16 protein-coding genes, 4 tRNA genes and 1 pseudogene are annotated in these 18596 nt (G+C 58.0%); 4 read left to right on the top strand and 17 right to left on the bottom strand.

The genetic code is table 11. The features are described from left to right. Window positions 1-85: 85 nt before the first annotated feature. The 6 genes from yigB to AC1V0D_RS19510 form a co-directional block, all read right to left on the bottom strand. Window positions 86-802: a 5-amino-6-(5-phospho-D-ribitylamino)uracil phosphatase YigB gene (gene yigB / locus AC1V0D_RS19535; protein ID WP_009088454.1), complete on the bottom strand. Its 717-nt coding sequence runs from the start codon at window positions 800-802 to the stop codon at window positions 86-88. Beyond that, window positions 799-1704: a tyrosine recombinase XerC gene (gene xerC, locus AC1V0D_RS19530; protein WP_058958097.1), complete on the bottom strand. Its 906-nt coding sequence runs from the start codon at window positions 1702-1704 to the stop codon at window positions 799-801. Before xerC ends, yigB begins: the two co-directional genes overlap by 4 nt. Next, window positions 1701-2405: a DUF484 domain-containing protein gene (locus AC1V0D_RS19525; RefSeq protein ID WP_009088449.1), complete on the bottom strand. Its 705-nt coding sequence runs from the start codon at window positions 2403-2405 to the stop codon at window positions 1701-1703. The genes xerC and AC1V0D_RS19525 overlap by 4 nt, the downstream gene beginning before the upstream one ends. Further along, the gene (gene dapF, locus AC1V0D_RS19520) at window positions 2402-3226 is read right to left on the bottom strand and encodes a diaminopimelate epimerase (RefSeq protein ID WP_482907906.1); all 825 of its coding nucleotides are present in this window, start codon (window positions 3224-3226) and stop codon (window positions 2402-2404) included. The genes AC1V0D_RS19525 and dapF overlap by 4 nt, the downstream gene beginning before the upstream one ends. Before the next feature lie 28 nt (window positions 3227-3254). Then, window positions 3255-3455: an LPS translocon maturation chaperone LptM gene (lptM, locus tag AC1V0D_RS19515; protein WP_009088446.1), complete on the bottom strand. Its 201-nt coding sequence runs from the start codon at window positions 3453-3455 to the stop codon at window positions 3255-3257. Between the two features lie 147 nt (window positions 3456-3602). Then, the gene (locus tag AC1V0D_RS19510) at window positions 3603-6161 is read right to left on the bottom strand and encodes a class I adenylate cyclase (RefSeq protein WP_482907905.1); all 2559 of its coding nucleotides are present in this window, start codon (window positions 6159-6161) and stop codon (window positions 3603-3605) included. Window positions 6162-6478: 317 nt separating this feature from the next. Here AC1V0D_RS19510 and hemC point away from each other — a divergent pair, with 317 nt between their 5' ends. The 4 genes from hemC to hemY are packed head-to-tail and all read left to right on the top strand — an operon-like array spanning window position 6479 to window position 10502. Next, window positions 6479-7420 (top strand): hydroxymethylbilane synthase, encoded by a 942-nt coding sequence (gene hemC / locus AC1V0D_RS19505; RefSeq protein WP_111208493.1) that lies wholly within the window; start codon window positions 6479-6481, stop codon window positions 7418-7420. After that, window positions 7417-8145, top strand: a complete 729-nt coding sequence (hemD, locus tag AC1V0D_RS19500; RefSeq protein ID WP_350769456.1) for a uroporphyrinogen-III synthase — start codon at window positions 7417-7419, stop codon at window positions 8143-8145. Before hemC ends, hemD begins: the two co-directional genes overlap by 4 nt. 24 nt (window positions 8146-8169) lie before the next feature. Further along, complete coding sequence (hemX, locus tag AC1V0D_RS19495; RefSeq protein ID WP_009088438.1) at window positions 8170-9303, top strand: uroporphyrinogen-III C-methyltransferase; 1134 nt, start codon at window positions 8170-8172, stop codon at window positions 9301-9303. Window positions 9304-9305: 2 nt separating this feature from the next. After that, window positions 9306-10502, top strand: a complete 1197-nt coding sequence (gene hemY / locus AC1V0D_RS19490) for a protoheme IX biogenesis protein HemY (protein ID WP_482907904.1) — start codon at window positions 9306-9308, stop codon at window positions 10500-10502. A gap of 1130 nt (window positions 10503-11632) precedes the next feature. Here hemY and AC1V0D_RS19485 read toward each other — a convergent pair. From AC1V0D_RS19485 to AC1V0D_RS19435, 11 genes and pseudogenes are all read right to left on the bottom strand, one after another. Further along, a tRNA-Pro gene (locus tag AC1V0D_RS19485) sits at window positions 11633-11709 on the bottom strand. 20 nt (window positions 11710-11729) lie between these two features. After that, window positions 11730-11816, bottom strand: a tRNA-Leu gene (locus tag AC1V0D_RS19480). 16 nt (window positions 11817-11832) lie between these two features. Next, a tRNA-His gene (locus AC1V0D_RS19475) sits at window positions 11833-11908 on the bottom strand. Window positions 11909-12006: 98 nt separating this feature from the next. Then, window positions 12007-12083 (bottom strand) — tRNA-Arg (locus tag AC1V0D_RS19470). Between the two features lie 158 nt (window positions 12084-12241). Then, window positions 12242-12982, bottom strand: a complete 741-nt coding sequence (gene wecG, locus AC1V0D_RS19465; protein ID WP_325954575.1) for a lipopolysaccharide N-acetylmannosaminouronosyltransferase — start codon at window positions 12980-12982, stop codon at window positions 12242-12244. Window positions 12983-13007: 25 nt separating this feature from the next. After that, the gene (gene wzyE / locus AC1V0D_RS19460) at window positions 13008-14351 is read right to left on the bottom strand and encodes an ECA oligosaccharide polymerase (RefSeq protein WP_058958101.1); all 1344 of its coding nucleotides are present in this window, start codon (window positions 14349-14351) and stop codon (window positions 13008-13010) included. Beyond that, window positions 14348-15415, bottom strand: coding sequence for a TDP-N-acetylfucosamine:lipid II N-acetylfucosaminyltransferase (wecF, locus tag AC1V0D_RS19455; protein ID WP_307743761.1), 1068 nt, complete (start codon window positions 15413-15415; stop codon window positions 14348-14350). The genes wzyE and wecF overlap by 4 nt, the downstream gene beginning before the upstream one ends. Then, window positions 15412-16662, bottom strand: coding sequence for a lipid III flippase WzxE (wzxE, locus tag AC1V0D_RS19450; RefSeq protein WP_325954574.1), 1251 nt, complete (start codon window positions 16660-16662; stop codon window positions 15412-15414). Before wzxE ends, wecF begins: the two co-directional genes overlap by 4 nt. Beyond that, window positions 16662-17792 (bottom strand): dTDP-4-amino-4,6-dideoxygalactose transaminase, encoded by a 1131-nt coding sequence (rffA, locus tag AC1V0D_RS19445; RefSeq protein WP_325954573.1) that lies wholly within the window; start codon window positions 17790-17792, stop codon window positions 16662-16664. The genes wzxE and rffA overlap by 1 nt, the downstream gene beginning before the upstream one ends. Next, a complete protein-coding gene (rffC, locus tag AC1V0D_RS19440; RefSeq protein ID WP_009088428.1) occupies window positions 17779-18486 on the bottom strand; it encodes a dTDP-4-amino-4,6-dideoxy-D-galactose acyltransferase in 708 nt (235 codons plus the stop codon). The genes rffA and rffC overlap by 14 nt, the downstream gene beginning before the upstream one ends. Continuing rightward, window positions 18464-18586, bottom strand: a pseudogene (locus tag AC1V0D_RS19435) (glucose-1-phosphate thymidylyltransferase 2 RmlA2); the annotation flags it as partial. The pseudogene AC1V0D_RS19435 and the gene rffC, both read right to left, overlap by 23 nt. Between the last annotated feature and the right edge of the window lie 10 nt (window positions 18587-18596).

The raw sequence follows: 18596 nt of genomic DNA, 5'->3' as shown, positions 1-18596 counted from the left end.
CGTCATCGCGCGCGGTAGTGCGCCTGCCACAGACAAGGCGGGCGGCAAAGCTGAAAGCGGCAACGACTGGATAAATTTACAGCCATTATAGCAGTGAGGTGAGTGATGCCAACCGCGAAATTTCGACATGCGGCAACAGGCGCGCGTCCGGGATATGCATCAGGTTGCCCTGCCGCAGGTTAATCCAGCACGCCTGCAGCCCGCCGCGCAGCGAACCCGCCACGTCAGTGGTGAGATCGTCGCCCACATGCAGAATATGGTGGGGGGCGATAGCAAGACGCTGCGCCGCCAGCTGATACATATCCTGCCACGGCTTGGCGCGCCCGTCGGGCCCGGCGCGCAGAGTGAACTGAAAATAGCCGGCAATACCCATTTTTTCCGGGCTGGCGTTGCCGTTGGTGATCGCCACCAGCGGCACCTTCTCCGCCAGCGCTTTCAGCGTCTGATGGGTTTCCTCCGGCATCACAACCTGACTCCGCCACTGGTGGAAGACCGCCATCACCTCTGCCGCGCCCGCCGTGGCTTCCGCCGCAGAGAGGCCGATATTCAGCATCGCCAGCTCAACCGAACGGCGGCGCCACTCCGAAACGTCGTGAAAGATGTCGGGCTCTCGCTGCAACAGCTCATCACGCAGTTGCTGATAATCCTGCGGCGTAAAGTCGCGCAGCGCCGGATGAAAAGCCTGTAACGCGGCATGAGACTCCAGTGTGGTGCGGCGGATCACCGGGTAGTTATCGTAAAGCGTGTCATCAAGGTCGAAAGTCATGGCTTTGATGGCCGACAGCGGACGATAAAACTTCATTCGTTCTTTCCTCGTTTGGCGCGGGGATGCGCAGCGTCATACACCGAAGCCAGATGCTGGAAGTCGAGATGGGTATAGATCTGGGTCGTCGACAGGTTCGCATGCCCCAGCAGCTCCTGCACGGCGCGCAGATCGCCGCTGGATTCCAGCAGATGCGTTGCAAAGGAGTGACGCAGCTTATGTGGATGAATATGACTGGCGACGCCCTGGCGAATGCCCCATTCGGCGAAGCGCTTCTGCACGCTGCGCGGTGAGATGCGGTTGCCGCGCGTTGAAAGAAACAGCGCATCATCCTGACAGCCGAAGGTCTCACGCAGCGGCAGCCACTGTTCGATCCAGGTCACGGCCGTGCGGCCAATCGGCACCCGGCGCTCTTTACTGCCCTTACCTACCACCCACACCTCACCGGAATCGAGGTCGACGTGGCGGCAATCCATATTGACCAGTTCAGAGAGACGCAACCCGCCGCCATACATCACCTCCAGCATCGCCCGGTCGCGAACGGCCAGCGGATCGCTGAGATCGATCTCCAGCAGCTGATTCACTTCGTCAACGTCGATATTCTTCGGCAGATGGCGCGCTTTACGCGGCGTCATCACCCCTTTGGCGGGGTTAGCGGCGAGCATACCCTGACTGACCTGCCAGTCCAGGAAACTGCGCAGGGCTGAGAGACGCAGCGCAAGGCTGCTGGCCGAGAGTCCGGCGCGGCGGCTGCGTGCCGCCATACTGCGCACCTGGGCGGGCTCCAGCGCGGCCCAGCTGCTGAGCTTCATCTCATCCGCAATGGCGACCAGCGCAGCGAGCTGGCGCGCATAGCTGCTCTGGGTCAGCGGACTTAACTGACGTTCCACTTTCAGGAAGCGCAGAAATCCGTCAACGGCCTCCTGCAGCGCGCTGCTCATGCGCGTTCAACCCAGCGCGACAGCAGACCTGGCATCATCTGTGACAGGTGCTGCAACAGCAGCGTTCCCATGCCTGACTGATAGTGCTGGCTGTCGCGGCTGCTGAAAATCAGCACGCCGAGGTCACCCGCTTCGCCCATCAGCGACATCGCCACCGAGCCGATCGCTTTAGCCTGCGGCAGCAGTAGCAGCAGTTCCGGGCCGTTGATGTTGCCGAGATAGTGGTGCTGATGACCGAAACGCTGAATACGCAGCGGTTCGAAGGCCTGACGCGACAGGCTCAGCTGGAAGAAATCGGAGGGGGCACCCAGCAGCCATTTATCGCTGAACAGCCGCACGTTGGCGCCCGCCAGCCCCAGCTCTCGCGCCCAGCGATGCAGACGGTTGAGCATATCCTGCAGGGAGTCAGCCGCGGCCAGATGGCTCTCCAGCGACAGCAGACGATCAAACAGCTCATGGTTGGCGCTGGCCTGCTCCATCAGCAGCGTGATCTCCTCTTCCAGCCGCTGGATGTGGTTGCGCTGACGCGCCATATGCCACTCAACCAGCGAGACGCTGCCGCGAACCGGATGCGGCACGGCCATCTGTTCCACTTCGCGTGCGTTACGGATAAAGAAATCGGGATTCTGCCGCAGATAATCACTGACGGCCTGATCGTCCAGCAGAACCGAACTGTCAGCCTGCTCTTCGATATTTTTCATAGATGAATAAACCCATCGTAGACGTGTGTCGCAGGACCGGTCATGTAGAGCGGCTGTCCGGCCCCTTTCCAGGTGATATGCAGGGTTCCGCCGGGCAGATCGACACGCACTTTGGGTGCCAGAATGCCCTGCTGGATGCCGCATGCCACGGCAGCACAGGCGCCGCTGCCGCACGCCTGCGTTTCTCCCGCGCCGCGTTCGTAGACGCGCAGGCGGATGTGTTCGGGATTGACGATCTCCATGAAACCCACATTGACCCGCTCCGTGAAGCGCTCATGGCTTTCCAGAATCGGGCCCAGCAGTTCAACCTGTGCGGTTTTCACACTTTCAACCTGAATCACGCAGTGCGGATTGCCCATCGACACCGCGCCCATCATCACCGTCTGTTCGGCCACGCGCAGCAGATAGAGATTTTCCGCTTTATTGGCACGGAACGGCACCTGCTGCGGCTCAAAGTTCGGTTCGCCCATGTTCACGCGCACCTGATCGTCCGGCGTCACGGTTAACACCATGCGGCCATTCTGGGTACTGACCCGGATATCGCTTTTGTTGGTCAGCCCTTTCAGCTGCACAAAACGGGCAAAGCAGCGTGCGCCGTTACCGCACTGAGCCACTTCGCTGCCGTCGGCGTTGAAAATGCGGTAGTGGAAATCGAGATCGGGATCGTAGGGCGGTTCAACAATCAGCAGCTGATCGAAGCCGATCCCCAGATGACGATCGGCCAGCCGGCGGATCAATTCCGGCGAAAAGAAGACGTTTTGCGTCACCGCATCCACAACCATAAAATCGTTGCCGAGACCGTGCATTTTGGAGAACTGCATTTTTTGCTCCGCCGGGTAAGCCATCAGATTAGTTCGCTTTTACGCCTGAATTGCCGGTTACCAGCCCGCCCACATCGGCTTTAGAGGCGTCCGCTTTCTGGCGTTCGGTCGGCGCTTGTTGTTTCTTCGGCTGATCCTTCGGCGGGAAGTAAAGCGGCCCTTTCAGACCACAACCTGCAAGGCTGATTACTGCCAGTGTCATGGCAAACAGGCTTATCACTTTCTTCATTCTTTATGCTCTTCATGTCCTTTACCTGGATGCTTATCATCGCAGTTGAAGGTGGAAAAGCAACAGGAAATCCCCGCAAATAGCGTGAACCTGATAAGCGGTCAGGAAGCGCGCGGCCACCTGCTGAGCGCAGGCAGCCGGTCGGCATCAGTGCACCTGATAGCGTGGCTGATAGTCGCTGTTGTAGTTGTCAGGCTGGCTGGTGCAGAGCTGGGTCAGCGTCTGACTGCGGAACGGTATCACCTGAAAACGCTCGCCGGTGTTCACTATCTGGTAGAACTGCGGCAGGTTAAAGTTGATGAAGCTCGACCCGTAGGTAAAGCGATCGTGCGAGGAGGAGTAGAACCGGCTGACGTCGCGCACCAGCTCCTCTTTGCTGCCTTCGCAGTGATGATAAACCTCAACCCGGTTGGACTCATCCAGGATGTAGATGTTGAAGCCCTGGTCGTCCGTCGTGTTCTCGAAAAAGAACTGAATAATGCCTTCGCTGGCATAGCCGTTGACCACCGGCGGCAGCGGCGTCTGGTTGGTTTCGACTTTGATCGACAGCCCGTGCAGCTTGTTATTGGAGATCGCGCCATAAAACTCCACCGCGTTTTCCAGCTTCTGCACGGAGACGCTCATGCGTTCAAAGAAGAGTCCCCAGGTCTGGCCAGCCATACGTAGCGCCTTGAAGCGGCCAGGCTCCTGACGCGTGCTGGAAAGGCGCAGCTCAATGCACTCGGACACCAGCTGCTGAACGCGCGTGCGAATCAGACCGCGCAGATGCTGGCTGTAGCAGAAGACCTCTACCGTGTCTGGCGGTGCGGCATCCTGGTGCATCTTGCCCAGAATGGTTTTCAGTCCCTCGATCATCGCCTGTTCACCACTGAAGTGCAGGGTTCGCACCTCATTCCAGGAGTTACGGTAGAGCAGATCAATGCTGCCAATCAGGCACTGCTGCTGCTGACCGAAGCTGAAGACATCGAGTTTGCGGAAGTCAAAATGCACCACCTGATTGCGGAAGGCCGCCGTCGGATCGTGCTCAAGGTTCACGATAATCGCCAGGTGACGAATTTCGCACGGGCTGTAGAGCGCTTTGGGCGTCGGCGCAGGCAGGCGCAGCGGAAAGTGGCTGGAGACGTCGTTAACCAGCTCCTGCAGGCGCGCCAGATCGCAGGTGTCATTGCCTTTGATATGCAGCCGGGTTTTGCGGGTCAGCAGGCCATTGAACCACGCCCACGCCACCAGCTTGTTCAGATAGCGGTTATATTCCAGCGGCTGATGGCTGATGATCGAATCCATATCCGGCGCCTGATTATAGAGATACCAGCCGGAGCGGTTGGCACGGCCAGGCGGCACATGAATAAAGGTCAGGTTCGGCTCAGAGAGATCGGGTGAAATCTGTGGGTTCACCAGCGTCACTTTGCCCGGCAGCGCCTCAAAGGCGGCATACAATTTACGGGTCAGCACGCCGATATCCTGCGGGCTGGCGCTCACGCTTAAATTGTTACGGCGGGCAAAGCGGATCAGGTTGCGATAGCTCTGCATCATCGCATCCAGCAGTTCATTGTGGGCTTCACGCACGCGCTCGATTTTCCACCCGGCGCGGTTATCCAGGATAGCGAGCTTCTCGTCGTTCCAGCCCCACTCTTTCACCAGCTGCGACAAAATTTCGCGACGCCAGCCGCTGCGCTGCGGATGGTCGTCCGTGCTGAGCTTTTCGCACACTTTGAGATAGAAACAGCGCCGCACCAGGTCGAGACGCGGCTGATCGTCGATGCTGGTCAGATAGTGCGTCACGCGCTCCAGCATCATGCAGTAAGGGTCCAGCCCGAAGCAGATGATTTCGCCATCGTGCAGACGCTGTTTAATGTCCATCGCCAGCAGCTGGGTGTTCGGATATTCCCAGCTGTAGGCTTCCAGCAGCAGGGTCTTCAGCACCGCTTTATAAGGCGAATCGATGCTCTTATAGAGCTGCCACAGGCTGGCACCGAAATACTCTTCCGCCGACAGGGTGCCAAGGCCGCCCAGATCGAGCCACTCGTTGGGCGTCAGCACCCCTTTGGCGTAGAGCGACATCACGTAATCGTCGTAGTGATGCTCCTCTTCGCCCGGCACCATATTCCACAGGAGGCGTTTACCCGCCATACGCACCGCGGTGCGGTAAAACTCATCCAGCAGGAGAATGTGTTGCGTTGAGCCACAATCTTCACCGCCCAGACTGCCGCTTTCGTTGTGACGGAAGCGGTTCTCGTCGATCAGGAAGAAGCTCACTTCCACGCCCATCGAGACGCACCACTTCTGCAGCAGCGTGCATTTGCGCTGCAGATTCAGGCGCTCTTCATTATCCAGCCAGGATTGATGGCAGACCCAGATATCGAGATCTGAGACGCTGTTCTGCCCGACAGAGGAGGTGCTGCCCATGGAGTAGATCGCCGTGATCGGCATTTCGCCTTTCGGCGCATCGGCATGGCGCAGGTCGCTGTCACCGGTGAGATCGGCCAGCAGCTGACGCTGGTTTTCATCAGGCGTGAAAAAGCTGATGCCATGTGGAACGTTACCTTCAAGGTAACCCGGCATCTGCGGATGTTGATAATGTAATAAGGTTGGCAGCAGACTGTAGACGCGCTGAAAAGCGGGTCCCATGGCAGCCAGCGCACGATCAACGCGCAGCTGGTTGATTGCATCCAGTCTCTGTTTCAGTGTCTCAATGTAGAGGTACAAGACGTTTCGCCTGATTGTCCCAGTGTTTAAGCACCCTGTTTCCCCGCTCTGCCGCTTATAAAAGTAAAAAAGTGGGCAGATAATTGCTGGAAACGTGATCAATCTAACACCCGGCAGATTGACCGTAAAGAAAGTTGCGCTACTTAACAGTTTAGCACGTTCTTACCAGCTTCCCGCCTTTTCAGCACTGGTTCCCACGTGATGGCTTGATAAACCGGGCCTGAAACCGCTCACAGGCCGTTTTCAATCCGTTGAAACTGACAGTATTCACCCAGAGATGATAGGATATTCAGTGAACGATAAAAATGGTTAACAGCATGTTAGACAAAATTTTCAGAATTGCTACAAGACAAAGCCCGCTCGCATTATGGCAGGCACATTATGTACAGCAACGCCTGATGAGCGCCCATCCGGGACTGCGCGTTGAACTGGTGCCGATGGTCACCAAGGGTGACATTATTCTTGATACGCCGCTGGCGAAAGTCGGCGGTAAAGGGCTGTTTGTCAAAGAGCTGGAGCTGGCGATGCTGGATGGCCGGGCCGATATGGCGGTGCACTCAATGAAAGATGTGCCGGTCGATTTCCCTGAAGGTCTGGGCCTCGTAACCATCTGCGAGCGCGACGATCCGCGCGATGCGTTCGTTTCTCATCATTATGACAGCCTGGACGCGCTGCCTCAGGGTGCTATTGTCGGCACCTCCAGCCTGCGTCGTCAGTGCCAGATTAGCGCTCGCCGCCCGGATCTGGTGATCCGCTCGCTGCGGGGCAATGTGGGCACCCGTCTGAGCAAACTGGATGCGGGTGAATATGACGCGATTATTCTCGCCGTTGCCGGGCTGAAACGTCTGGGACTGGAAGATCGTATTCGTCAGGCCCTGCCTGCTGAAGTCTCCTTACCCGCCGTGGGCCAGGGCGCAGTCGGTATTGAATGCCGTCTGGATGACACCACCCTGATCGGCCTGCTGCAGGCGCTGAATCACGACGACACGGAAGTCTGTGTCAGAGCGGAACGCGCCATGAATACCCGTCTCGAAGGGGGGTGTCAGGTGCCTATCGGCAGTTTCGCCGTGCTGGAAGGCGATGAACTCTGGCTGCGCGGCATGGTCGGTGCACCGGATGGTCATGTGATGGTCAGCGGCGAGCGTCGTGGTCCGCGGGATCAGGCCCGCGAGATGGGCATTTCCCTGGCCGACGAGCTGCTGGACGGTGGCGCCCGTGAGATTCTGCAGGACGTTTACCAGGGGCAGCCACCGGCATGACCATTCTGGTGACGCGCCCGGAACCCGCCGCGGCAGAGCTGGTGTCACGCCTGCATGCCCTTGGCAGGCAGGCGTGGAGCCTGCCGCTAATCGAGTTCGCACCGGGCGCGGACCTCCCCTTTCTGCCTCAGAAGCTCGCCGCCCTCCGCCCGGGCGACCTGGTTTTCATTCTTTCTCAGCAGGTTATTCACTACGCGCAGCACGCGATCAAAGCATGGCCCGGCGAGCTGGACTATTATGCAATTGGTCGCAGCACTGCGCTGGCGTTTCACACCGCCAGCGGCCGGCAGGTAACATGGCCCCATGCTCATGAAACCAGTGAAGAACTGATTCAGCTGAATACGCTGCAGCAGATTGCCGGTAAACGTGCGCTGATCCTGCGCGGCGACCCCGGACGCGAATTGCTGGCAGAGACATTAACCCGGCGTGGTGCTGAGGTGACGTTTGCTGCCTGTTACCAGCGCTGTAAGAAGCATTACGACGGACCGGTCGAAGGCCGCCGCTGGCGCGATCGCGGCGTCTCGGTACTGGTGGTCACCAGCGGTGAAATGTTACAACAGCTCTTTTCGCTGTTCCCCGCAGTCGATCGCGAGGAATGGCTGCTCAACTGCCGACTGATTGTCGTCAGTGAACGTTTGGCTACCCTGGCCGCAGGATTAGGTTGGCAGGATATTCAGGTAGCCGATGGTGCCGATAACGATGCGCTGCTGCGCGCGTTACGATGAACTTAACAATGGGATGTGCCACATATGACGGAACAAAAAGACTCCTCCGCCATGGTTGAAGAAACCACCCCAGCGGTCGACCGCTCTCTCTCCAGCAACGACACGCCTCCGCGCAATGCGAATAAAGGTGGCATGGCGCTGGGGGCAGTGGCGATCGTCATTGCGCTGGCGATGGGTGCAGGTTTATACCTTTACGGGAAACATCAGGCTGATTTACAGGCACAAACCAATCAGAAGCTGAGTGACCAGCTGAGTGCGCTGCAGCAGCAGGCCAGCAGCGACAAACAGCAGCTGACCCAGCAGCTGAGCGGCGCTGAAACCGCACTGCAGACGGCACAGGCCCAGCAGAACGCGTCAGCCAAAGAGCTGGAAACCCTGCGTGAAAAAATGGCCGTGATTTCCGGCAATGACGTGCGCAGCTGGTTGCTGGCCCAGGCCGATTATCTGGTGAAACTGGCTGGCCGCAAGCTCTGGAGCGATCAGGATGTCACGACCGCCGCTGCGCTGCTGAAAAGCGCTGATGCCAGCCTGGCCGACATGAACGATCCCAGTGTAATGAACGTGCGTCGCGCCCTGACCCAGGACATCAGCAATCTCTCCTCCGTCACGCAGGTCGATTATGACGGCGTGATCCTCAAGCTGAATCAGCTGTCGAACAACGTCGATAATCTGCGTCTGGCAGACAACGACAGCGATGATGCGCCGATGGACAGCGATGGCGGCGAACTGTCGGGTTCCGTGCGCGAGTGGCGTCAGAACCTGGTGAAGAGCTGGCACAACTTTATGGATGACTTTATTACCATCCGCCGCCGCGATAATACCGCCCAGCCGCTGCTGGCCCCGAATCAGGATGTCTATCTGCGGGAGAATATCCGCTCGCGTCTGCTGATCGCAGCGCAGGCTGTGCCGCGTCATCAGGATGAGATTTACAAACAATCTATCGATACCGTCTCCGCCTGGGTTCGCGCCTGGTATGACACTAACGATGCGGCAACGAAAGCCTTTCTTGCCCAGCTGGATGAGCTGAGCCAGCAGAACATCAATATGGATCTGCCTGACACGCTGGAAAGCCAGCCGTTGCTGGAACAGCTGATGCAGACCCGTGTGCGGAACCTGTTAGCTCAGCCCTCTGCCGCTGCCACTCAGCAGGGAGGCTAAGCATGCTTAAGGTATTTATCCTATTTATCCTGCTGATTGCGGGCGTGGTACTGGGACCGATGATTGCCGGTCATCAGGGCTATGTGCTGATTCAGACTGATAACTGGAATATTGAGACCAGTGTCACCGGGCTGGTGATTATCCTTATTCTCAGCCTGCTGGTAATTCTGGCCGTGGAGTGGCTGCTGCGTCGCGTGCTGCGAACCGGCGCACGCACCCGTGGCTGGTTTACCGGACGTAAACGCCGCCGCGCCCAGCGTCATACGCAGACTGCGCTGATGAAGCTGGCGGAAGGTGACCACCGTCAGGTGGAAAAACTGCTCTCTAAAGATGCCGATCACGCGGATGTGCCGGTAGCAAACTACCTGCTGGCTGCGGAAGCCGCGCAGCAGCGCGGTGATGAAGTGCGTGCCAATCAGCATCTTGAACGCGCGGCAGAGCTGTCCGAAAACAATACTATTCCGGTAGAAATTGCCCGCGCACGTATTCAGCTGGCGCGCAATGAAGATCACGCTGCACGTCACAGCATCGATCGTCTGCTGGAAGTGGCACCGCGTCATCCTGAAGTGCTGCGTCTGGCTGAACAGGCCTATGTCCGTACCGGCGCCTGGAGTGCGCTGCTGGATATTCTGCCTGCGATGCAGAAAGCGCAGGTCGGCGACGACCTCCATCGCGACGCGTTGCAGCAGCAGGCCTGGCTGGGCCTGATGAATCAGGCGATGGCCGATCAGGGCAGTGACGGTCTGAAGCGCTGGTGGAATACGCTGAGCCGTAAGACCCGTCAGGATACCACGCTGCAGGTCGCCATGGCGGATCACCTGATTGAGTGCAACGATCATGACACCGCGCAGTCAATCGTGCTGGAAGGCCTCAAGCGTCATTATGACGATCGTCTGGTGCTGCTGATGCCCCACATTAAAAGCGGCAATCCGGAAGCACTTGAGAAGGCCTTACGTCAGCAGATCAAACAGCATGGCGCAACGCCGCTGCTGCACAGCACGCTGGGGCAGTTGCTGATGCGTCATGGAGAGTGGCAGCAGGCAGCGGATGCTCTGCAGCAGGCGCTGGCACAGCGTCCTGACGCATTCGATTATGCGTGGCTGGCGGATGTGTATGATCGTCTGCATCGTCCGGAAGAGGCCGCTAAGATGCGCCGTGAAGGCTTACTGCTGACGCTGAAAAATAATCCTGGCGCCTGACAGGCGCAAAGCTAACTAAGCCGGGCTCCCCCGGCTTTTTTGTGCCCGCAATCTGCCGCTCCTTCTCCTCAGGCAAAAAAAAACACCTGCCGGTGGCAGGTGTAAGATCAGGTCGGTAAGACAACCGGGAGGTACCCGACTCAACGTGGTGTCTGGTAATCCTGTAAGGCTTACGCGATACAGGCAGGCAGACAACAGGTACCTAAAATTGGCTCTGCATCATTCCCAGGTTTATGCAGCATCAGCAGACATAAGAGGTGGAATGAGCATCTACAGCAGGAGTATTGCACAAGCCGTGCCAGTTTGAAGGTTATTTTAAAAACTATTTTAAATCATTAGGTTATCAAAGAGGCTGAGTGCTCCAGCGGAGCAGATGGCGGGTAAGTGTCGGTATCCGGCGACAGCAGAGACTTTCGCTGTCTCTTAACAGAGACAGCGAGCCCGCACTCTTTATGAATCTATAAATAACAATAACTTATTTGTCGGCAATTCACGACGCTAGCGATCCTGCTTAAGCAATCTTCTCTGACAACTGACTCACTCAAAGCGGGTAATCTGGCATCAAACAATACGCTAACGAGCACGCCGACTCTCATCACTGAGCAGGCTTCAGGAAGCATACGCCTTCCGCAAAGACGCAAAAGACGCCATCCATGGCAGGCTCAGCGCGGGCCATCCCTGGCCCGCTATGCTTTGCTACAGGCGTATGCTCCCTTCGCTTCACGTATGGCAGACGCATCAGATACTTACAAGGAAGCTTTGGACTAATGACAGATCTAAACCCGGATGCATCTAACCACAGCGCATAAGCTCAACGCGCAGGGAACACGGTCAGAAGAGGAAAGCGTCCCGCCGCCCGGATAAAAACGCCGGGAGCGTTTTTGAACAACGCAACGCGTTGGCCCGTTTACGGGCGCACCTCATGGATGAGGTGCGTAATCGCGTGGGCCGAGCGGCCATGGATGGCTTAAGCGACTTTCCGATCTGACCGTGTTACCTTCGCAGGCTCGAACTGACAGCAACATTGTTACACCGCACCCACCCGGTCCGGCCCATATCTCCCGCAGACATTCAAATCCACTTTTCTACAGACGAAAAAAAACCTGTCTTTTCAGACAGGTTTCTAAAAATGGTCGGCGAGAGAGGATTCGAACCTCCGACCCACTGGTCCCAAACCAGTTGCGCTACCAAGCTGCGCTACTCGCCGATTTTTTTAACTGTTTTGCCTGGTGCGAAGAGAGGGACTTGAACCCTCACGTCCGTTAAGACACTAACACCTGAAGCTAGCGCGTCTACCAATTCCGCCACCTTCGCGTATCCCAGCAAAATCTGGGGTGGCTAATGGGACTCGAACCCACGACAACTGGAATCACAATCCAGGGCTCTACCAACTGAGCTATAGCCACCACTGTACTTAATGTTACAAGTCAAAGACCTGCAGCATGTAAATCTTTACTGCCAACCGCGGTAAATCAACCACCGAAGCTCATGCGCACAAACGATATGGCGCGCCCGACAGGATTCGAACCTGAGACCTCTGCCTCCGGAGGGCAGCGCTCTATCCAGCTGAGCTACGGGCGCGTAGCGCCGTTGCGGATGTGCATACTAGAGATAAGCGCCCATCGTGTCTAGTGCTTTTTAAATAAAAAGGCGCGTTTGATTACGCTTTGTGCATTTCGTCGACAAATAGTACATTTCCGCGCTCACCGTGCGTAAAAATGCGGCATTTATCAGCGATATCAGAGATCGCCGCGCCAGTGATAGCGCAAATATTTAAGCAGTTTTAACTGCCTGCGCAGACGGCTCGGCTGCCGAATCAGACGGTAGAGCCACTCCAGCCCCAGCCGCTGCCAGATTTTGGGCGCGCGCTTCACATGGCCGGTGAAGACGTCGTAGGTTCCCCCTACCCCCATATAAAGCGCATCCGGCCAGTGTGAACGGCACGCCAGCATCAGCAGCTCCTGACGGGGCGACCCCAGCGCCACGGTCACCAGCTTTGCGCCGCTGGCGGCAATCCGGGCAAACAGGGCATCCTGATCCGCTGGCGCAAAATAGCCATCCTGCGCCCCGACAATATTCACATTCCACTGACGGCGCAGCTTCGCGCAGGTCTCATCCAGCACCTGCTGGCGACCGCCGACCAGAAACACCGGCGTCCCTTCCCGCCCGGCACGTTCCATCAGCGCCTCCCATAAATCCGCACCGGCAATACGCTGCACTGACGCCTGCGGATACTTTTTACGGATCGAGCGCACAATGCTGATGCCATCGGCATAGGCATACTCCGCCTGCGCCAGCAGCGTGCGTAATCCCTCATCCCGCTCGGCTGTCAGGATCTTCTCCGCATTGATCGCCACCAGAATGCCGCTGCGTACGCTCTGCGGCGGCATCAGAAAGCTCACCGCCGACGACATATTTTCGAAGCCATACAGGTCAACGCCGCGGATCCGGTACTGCGGCGTATCCGTTAACTGTGTCATATCTTCCGTTAATCCCAGAGGTTAATCAGAGCGGGCTGTGTAGCACCCGTCCACTGCGGTCGCGAATTAAACCTGCGCGATCCAGTAACCAGAAAAGTAATTTAGCCAGGCCCAGACAGGCAGCAAAAATGATGCAGAAAAACACCACGCGTGAACCGAAGGCATCCAGCCCTTCGCGTGCCAGCACGATCATGTTAAAGACCGCACCAAAACAGAAGCTTTGCAGGATAGCACCGCTGTAGCGGTTGGCCTCACGGCAGCCACGCTGGTAGATCGCATCGAAGGCTTTAATAATCATCCCCACCGCCACGGCGCCGATCGGAATCGCCCAGACGCCGCCCATGACCACCAGCGAGCCGATCAGCGTCGGGGAAATGGCCAGGCCCGAATGGTTATCCAGCACTTCCCAGGTGAAGTAGTTCGCGCTGTTCAGCACGGTCAGCGGCCGATCCGGCCACAGCCAGGTGGGAATAAATACGTAGAAATCACGCCACAGCGGTGCCAGCCCCTGAAACTCTATTCTGGCGTAGTTATCCAGCAGCAGGGCCAGATTTTCCCACGGTGAGAACGTATCCCGCGTCAGATAAAGGAAGGTGTAAAACGCTTCATCACCCATAACGTCCAGGTTATAGCGGCGCAGCGCCAGCCAGAACATCCCCGCGATAGCCATCACCCCCGCCGTTGCCAGCATCCACAGGGTGATCCAGCCGCGCGTGATACCGATAAACAGGAACAGCGCAAACGCAATAATGATATTGGCGCGAGTCCCGCCCACCAGCGCGTAGGTCAGCAGGCCAAAGGCCACCGTCACCACCAGAAACAGCAGCCAGTTGCGACGCGTCGGACGCAGAAAATAGGGGATCAGCATCGCCGGAATAAAGAAATAGAAGAAGCGCTTCAGCGCCACGCCCGACACTTCGCTGGAAAAAATCTGGTTATAGGCCGTCAGGCGGAACAGCAGAAAACCGTTGTGAATAAAGAACACCGTAACGGTGCCCAGCGCCACCAGCGCCAGAATCACACAGGTCAGGTGGGTTTCGACCCGGTTCATCTGCAGCCAGGGCTTTGCAGGCGGTGCATTGGCCGGCTTCAGCCGCACCTTATAACTGACGTAATAGATGGCATAAAACGCCGTGGCCGAGAGCAGCGCCTCCAGCAGGTTTTCCACCGGCACCACCTCAACATGAAACCGGAACACCAGCAGGGAAGTCAGCGGAAAGCCGAAGTAGAAGGTCAGTAAAAACAGCAGCGTGAAAAAGAGGTGGAAGTTAAAACGGACACGCTTAAACTCCCGCCAGGTCAGGGTCAGAATGAAACCCAGCGACAGCAGATAGACCACCAGCAGGCCGCCAAACTGCATAAGACTCATGACTTTTCCCCTTCGCTGAGCTGTAACGCTGCCCGCCAGCCTGCCAGATAACCGGGAGCGAAAAAGGCGATCGCCGCTTTATCACAGGTCATAAGCTGGCGACGCGCCTCGGCGATAACAGCAGGCGACAGCGTATCTTCGCTGAACAGGACCGGCAACTGCTGCTCTGCCACATCGCGCCAGAATGGATTTTTGCGGGTCAGCACAAACGGCACGTTCGCCTGAATCAGCAGGCAGAGTGTGCCCACCCCCTGCTGACGTTCAAACATAAAATAGCCGACGTGGCAGCGCGCCAGCAGCGCCAGATAGGCTTCAAACGCCATATTTTCACGTATCAGGTTCACCTGCCCCTGCGGGAACAGCGTATCCGCTGCGGCCTGAATCTGGCTGATATAAGCCTCATTGCCCGGCGGATAACCCAGCGGCACCTCAATACGCACCTGCTCACCAAACTGCGCGTGAATCGCTTTTAAGCCTTCAATATGGCGGTTACTCGGATCGCCCGAGTTGCCCAGCAGCAGCGTGAACGGTTCCGTCGGATCGGCCTGCACGGCGGCGGCAGGCATTCGGGTCGGGAAATAGAGCAGTGAACCCGGCACCCGGCGATGCCGCTGCTGAAAGTGGTGCAGGTCTCCACGGGTGGCAAAAACCTGTGCCACCCGCCCCTGAGCTAACCGGCGAATGTGATAGAACAGGCGGAACTTCAGGCTGCGTGAGTCTTCATAAAGATCGGCTCCCCAGACATGCCAGAACAGCTGTGAGCGGCGCAGCTTACCGCTAAGCAGTGCCAGCCAGATCCACGGGTTAAACTGGCCGTGACAGAAGAAACGCTGCTGACGATTTTTTGCCCGCTGCACTACCGCCTGCGCCAGCGCTTTCTTGCTGGCAAAACAGTCGATCCGCAATGCTGTGAAGGGGGCCAGACTCTCGGGCTGCCCGGTCACCACCATAAAATGGCGTGGCGAAGCCGCAGGCTGCTCAACGCTGAGAACGTCGTTAAAAAAGCGCAGCACCGTGAGGTTGTGATGGGGAATATCCGATCCCAGAACGTGAATTAAACTCATTTTTTCCGACAGTAAACAATAAAAGCGCCACAACACAGGGCAAAGTAAGCCATGTAGGTCAGCATATAGGCCTGTGCGGCCCCCGTTGCGCCATGTAACGGGATCAGCCAGCGTGAGAACAGGGTCAGTAACAGAAACTGGCTGATCTCAGTCAGAACATAAAAGCGCAGCGAGGCTTTGGCGATAACCAGATATCCGAAAACATAGGCGCCAACTTTAAAAACATCGCCGCACAGTTGCCAGACAAAGAGATCGCGCATCCCGCGAAAGGCTTCGGAGAAAAGCAGGCTGATGGCGAAATCGCGCAGTACCCAGACAGCGAGGCTGGCGACGGCCACGGCAGGCAGCACAAAGCGCAGTGCCCGGCCAATCTCCCGCGCGATGTCGCGCTTGTCATCGAGCCGTGCCAGGGTCGGCAGCAGCCAGACGCTGAAGGTGGCGGTAATAAACTGCAGATAGGCATCGGAAATGCTGGTCACGCCCTGCCACAACCCGACCTGCGCCCAGCCCTGCTGCTCTGCCAGCAGGTTACGCATTAGCATCCAGGCCACCGGCAGGGTTACCGCCGTGATCAGCGCCATAAGGGTATATTTCGCCAGATTGCGCGCCAGCTCAGGATGCCATTGCGGACGCAGCCAGCTCAGCGGCAGCGGCGCGCGGCGTTTCAGCATCACCAGTGCCGGCAGCAGCAGCAGGGCCGGCACCAGCGCCAGGCCGGTCAGTGCGCCCTGATAGCCACCCAGCCACCAGCAGACCAGATAGCCCATGACCCCAATCAGGCTGCCAGCGATCAGCGCCAGCGCATTGCCGCGCGCGTCGCGATACCCCTTCAGCAGCGCCAGCGTAAAGTTGGCCCAGGCGATGCCGAGCTGAAGGAAAGCGACCACGCGGATAACGCCCTGATAGCGGTCGTGACCAAACAGCGCCGTGCTGATCGGGGCCGCCGCCAGCAGAAACAGCAGCGCCAGCGCGCCGGAAAAGCTCAGCACCATGGCCGACGCCGTACCCACCAGCGCCCGCAACTGGCCGGGTTGCTGCTGATACTGCGCCACATACGTGGTGACACCGTTGAAGATGCCCGCCCCGGCCAGTACACCCAGCACGGTAATCAGCTGACGAAAGTTCCCCGCCTGCCCCACACCTTCAGGACCGAAGCTGACCGCCAGCAGTTTCACCACCAGCAGACCAGACACAATTTTTACCAGCGTGGACGACGCGGTCCATACTGAGGCTCTGGCTAATGACATCAGGAAAAGAAGCTCAGCAGTGAGCTGATAACCGTTCTCTGATTATTATCTGACAGGTTATAAAACAGCGGCAGGCGCAGCAGGCGTTCGCTTTCCGCTGTGGTAAAGCGATCCTCCCCGACAAACTGCGAGAAACGCTCACCGGCAGGCGAACTGTGCAGCGGAATATAGTGGAACACCGTCAGTATCTCGGCTTCCTTCATCCAGTTAATCAGCGCCTGACGATCATCCTGATCGCGCAGCTTGATGTAGAACATATGGGCATTATGTTCGCAGCTGGCAGGGATCACGGGCAGGTCAATGCGTCCCTGTGCCGCCAGTGGCTGAAGCGCCTCATAATAACGCTGCCAGATACGTAAACGTTGCTGGTTAATGCGTTCAGCCGCTTCCAGCTGTGCCCAGAGGTAGGCCGCCTGCAGATCGGCCATCAGGAAGCTCGACCCCATATCGCGCCAGGTGTATTTATCGACCTGACCGCGGAAGAACTGGCTGCGGTTCGTGCCCTTTTCCCGCACGATTTCGGCGCGCTCGACCAGACTGGCGTCGTTAATCAGGGTTGCCCCCCCTTCGCCACCCGCCGTGTAGTTCTTGGTTTCATGAAAGCTGAAGCAGCCGATATGACCGATGGTACCCAGCGCACGGCCTTTGTAGCGTGACATCACACCCTGCGCCGCATCTTCGATGACAAACAGCTTATGTTTTGCCGCCAGCGCCATGATGGTGTCCATTTCACAGGCGACGCCTGCGTAGTGCACCGGGACAATGGCACGGGTTTTTTCTGTGATGGCCGCTTCAATCAGGGTCTCATCAATATTCATGGTGTCCGGGCGGACATCGACAAAGACAATACGCGCGCCGCGCAGCACAAAGGCATTGGCGGTAGAGACAAAGGTGTAGCTCGGCATGATCACTTCATCGCCAGGCTGCAGATCGATAAGCAGTGCCGCCATCTCCAGCGAAGCGGTGCAGGAGGGGGTCAGCAGCACTTTTTTACTGCCGAAACGCTGCTCCATCCACTGCTGGCAGCGGCGGGTAAAGCCGCCGTCGCCGCACAGCTTGCCGCTGCTCATCGCCGACTGCATATACTCAATTTCTGTGCCCACCACGGGCGGCGCATTAAATGGAATCATGACCTTTCCTGTAAAACCAGTAGGCGGTGCTGTCGAGCCGGGCACCGCTGCGTAAATAGAGGCGCATCGCCGTAAGATTGCTGAGCTGAGTCGCCACCCGAAGCTGCGCGAGCTGCCTGACCCGCGCCCAGTCCGCCGCCGCCAGCATCAGTCGCTGACCCAGCCCCTGTCCCTGTGCGTCGGGCAGGACGCCGAGCAGGCCGATGCGGGCATCGCCCTCCACCGCACGCAGCGAAACAAAGCCCTGCACTCCACCCGCGGCATCGCAGGCGACCAGGCACTGATCGTCAAACGCCCCGCGCACCGCATTTTCAATCCACTGCGCATAAAAGCGACCGCTGGCGTCCGGCGCATACCAGGGCGCACGAAAGCGGCTCTGACTGAAGAGCTGCGACGCGGCGTCACGCAGAGAGGGGATCTGTGCCTCACGCGCAATGCGAATGCCCGCCTGCCGTTCCGTCTGGTCAATCGCCAGCGTCAGATCGGCCTCACCCTCCACCAGCTGGAACTGATGCTGCTGCAGCGTATCGATCAGCGCCGTTTCACCCGCAGCGACTTTCATCTGCATCAGTGCACAGGGATGGCGCAGCGCCTGCTCCAGCGGGGTGTCGCCTTGCAGCTCCAGCCGCACCGTCTCAACACCGAAGAATGCGCTCTCCCAGCTGAGGGGATTAATATTGACGTGGACGGGCATGTAATAAATCCAGCAGGTATTGGCCGTAGCCGGTTTTCGTCAACGCGTCACCCGCGGCGCGCAGCTGTTCGTCACTCAGCCAGCCGTTACGCCAGGCAACCGCACATGTC

The sequence above is a fragment of the Pantoea sp. PA1 genome (assembly GCF_056856975.1).
This window is presented reverse-complemented; position numbering and strand designations above follow the sequence as displayed.

What these genes read in the sequence shown, in the direction of transcription:
- yigB (WP_009088454.1), bottom strand. Translation starts at nt 802, where the DNA reads ATGAAGTTTTATCGTCCGCTGTCGGCCATCAAAGCCATGACTTTCGAC.
- xerC (WP_058958097.1), bottom strand. Translation starts at nt 1,704, where the DNA reads ATGAGCAGCGCGCTGCAGGAGGCCGTTGACGGATTTCTGCGCTTCCTG.
- hemY (WP_482907904.1), top strand. Translation starts at nt 9,306, where the DNA reads ATGCTTAAGGTATTTATCCTATTTATCCTGCTGATTGCGGGCGTGGTA.
- hemX (WP_009088438.1), top strand. Translation starts at nt 8,170, where the DNA reads ATGACGGAACAAAAAGACTCCTCCGCCATGGTTGAAGAAACCACCCCA.
- wecG (WP_325954575.1), bottom strand. Translation starts at nt 12,982, where the DNA reads ATGACACAGTTAACGGATACGCCGCAGTACCGGATCCGCGGCGTTGAC.
- wecF (WP_307743761.1), bottom strand. Translation starts at nt 15,415, where the DNA reads ATGAGTTTAATTCACGTTCTGGGATCGGATATTCCCCATCACAACCTC.
- AC1V0D_RS19525 (WP_009088449.1), bottom strand. Translation starts at nt 2,405, where the DNA reads ATGAAAAATATCGAAGAGCAGGCTGACAGTTCGGTTCTGCTGGACGAT.
- rffA (WP_325954573.1), bottom strand. Translation starts at nt 17,792, where the DNA reads ATGATTCCATTTAATGCGCCGCCCGTGGTGGGCACAGAAATTGAGTAT.
- hemD (WP_350769456.1), top strand. Translation starts at nt 7,417, where the DNA reads ATGACCATTCTGGTGACGCGCCCGGAACCCGCCGCGGCAGAGCTGGTG.
- lptM (WP_009088446.1), bottom strand. Translation starts at nt 3,455, where the DNA reads ATGAAGAAAGTGATAAGCCTGTTTGCCATGACACTGGCAGTAATCAGC.
- dapF (WP_482907906.1), bottom strand. Translation starts at nt 3,226, where the DNA reads ATGCAGTTCTCCAAAATGCACGGTCTCGGCAACGATTTTATGGTTGTG.
- hemC (WP_111208493.1), top strand. Translation starts at nt 6,479, where the DNA reads ATGTTAGACAAAATTTTCAGAATTGCTACAAGACAAAGCCCGCTCGCA.
- wzxE (WP_325954574.1), bottom strand. Translation starts at nt 16,662, where the DNA reads ATGTCATTAGCCAGAGCCTCAGTATGGACCGCGTCGTCCACGCTGGTA.
- wzyE (WP_058958101.1), bottom strand. Translation starts at nt 14,351, where the DNA reads ATGAGTCTTATGCAGTTTGGCGGCCTGCTGGTGGTCTATCTGCTGTCG.
- rffC (WP_009088428.1), bottom strand. Translation starts at nt 18,486, where the DNA reads ATGCCCGTCCACGTCAATATTAATCCCCTCAGCTGGGAGAGCGCATTC.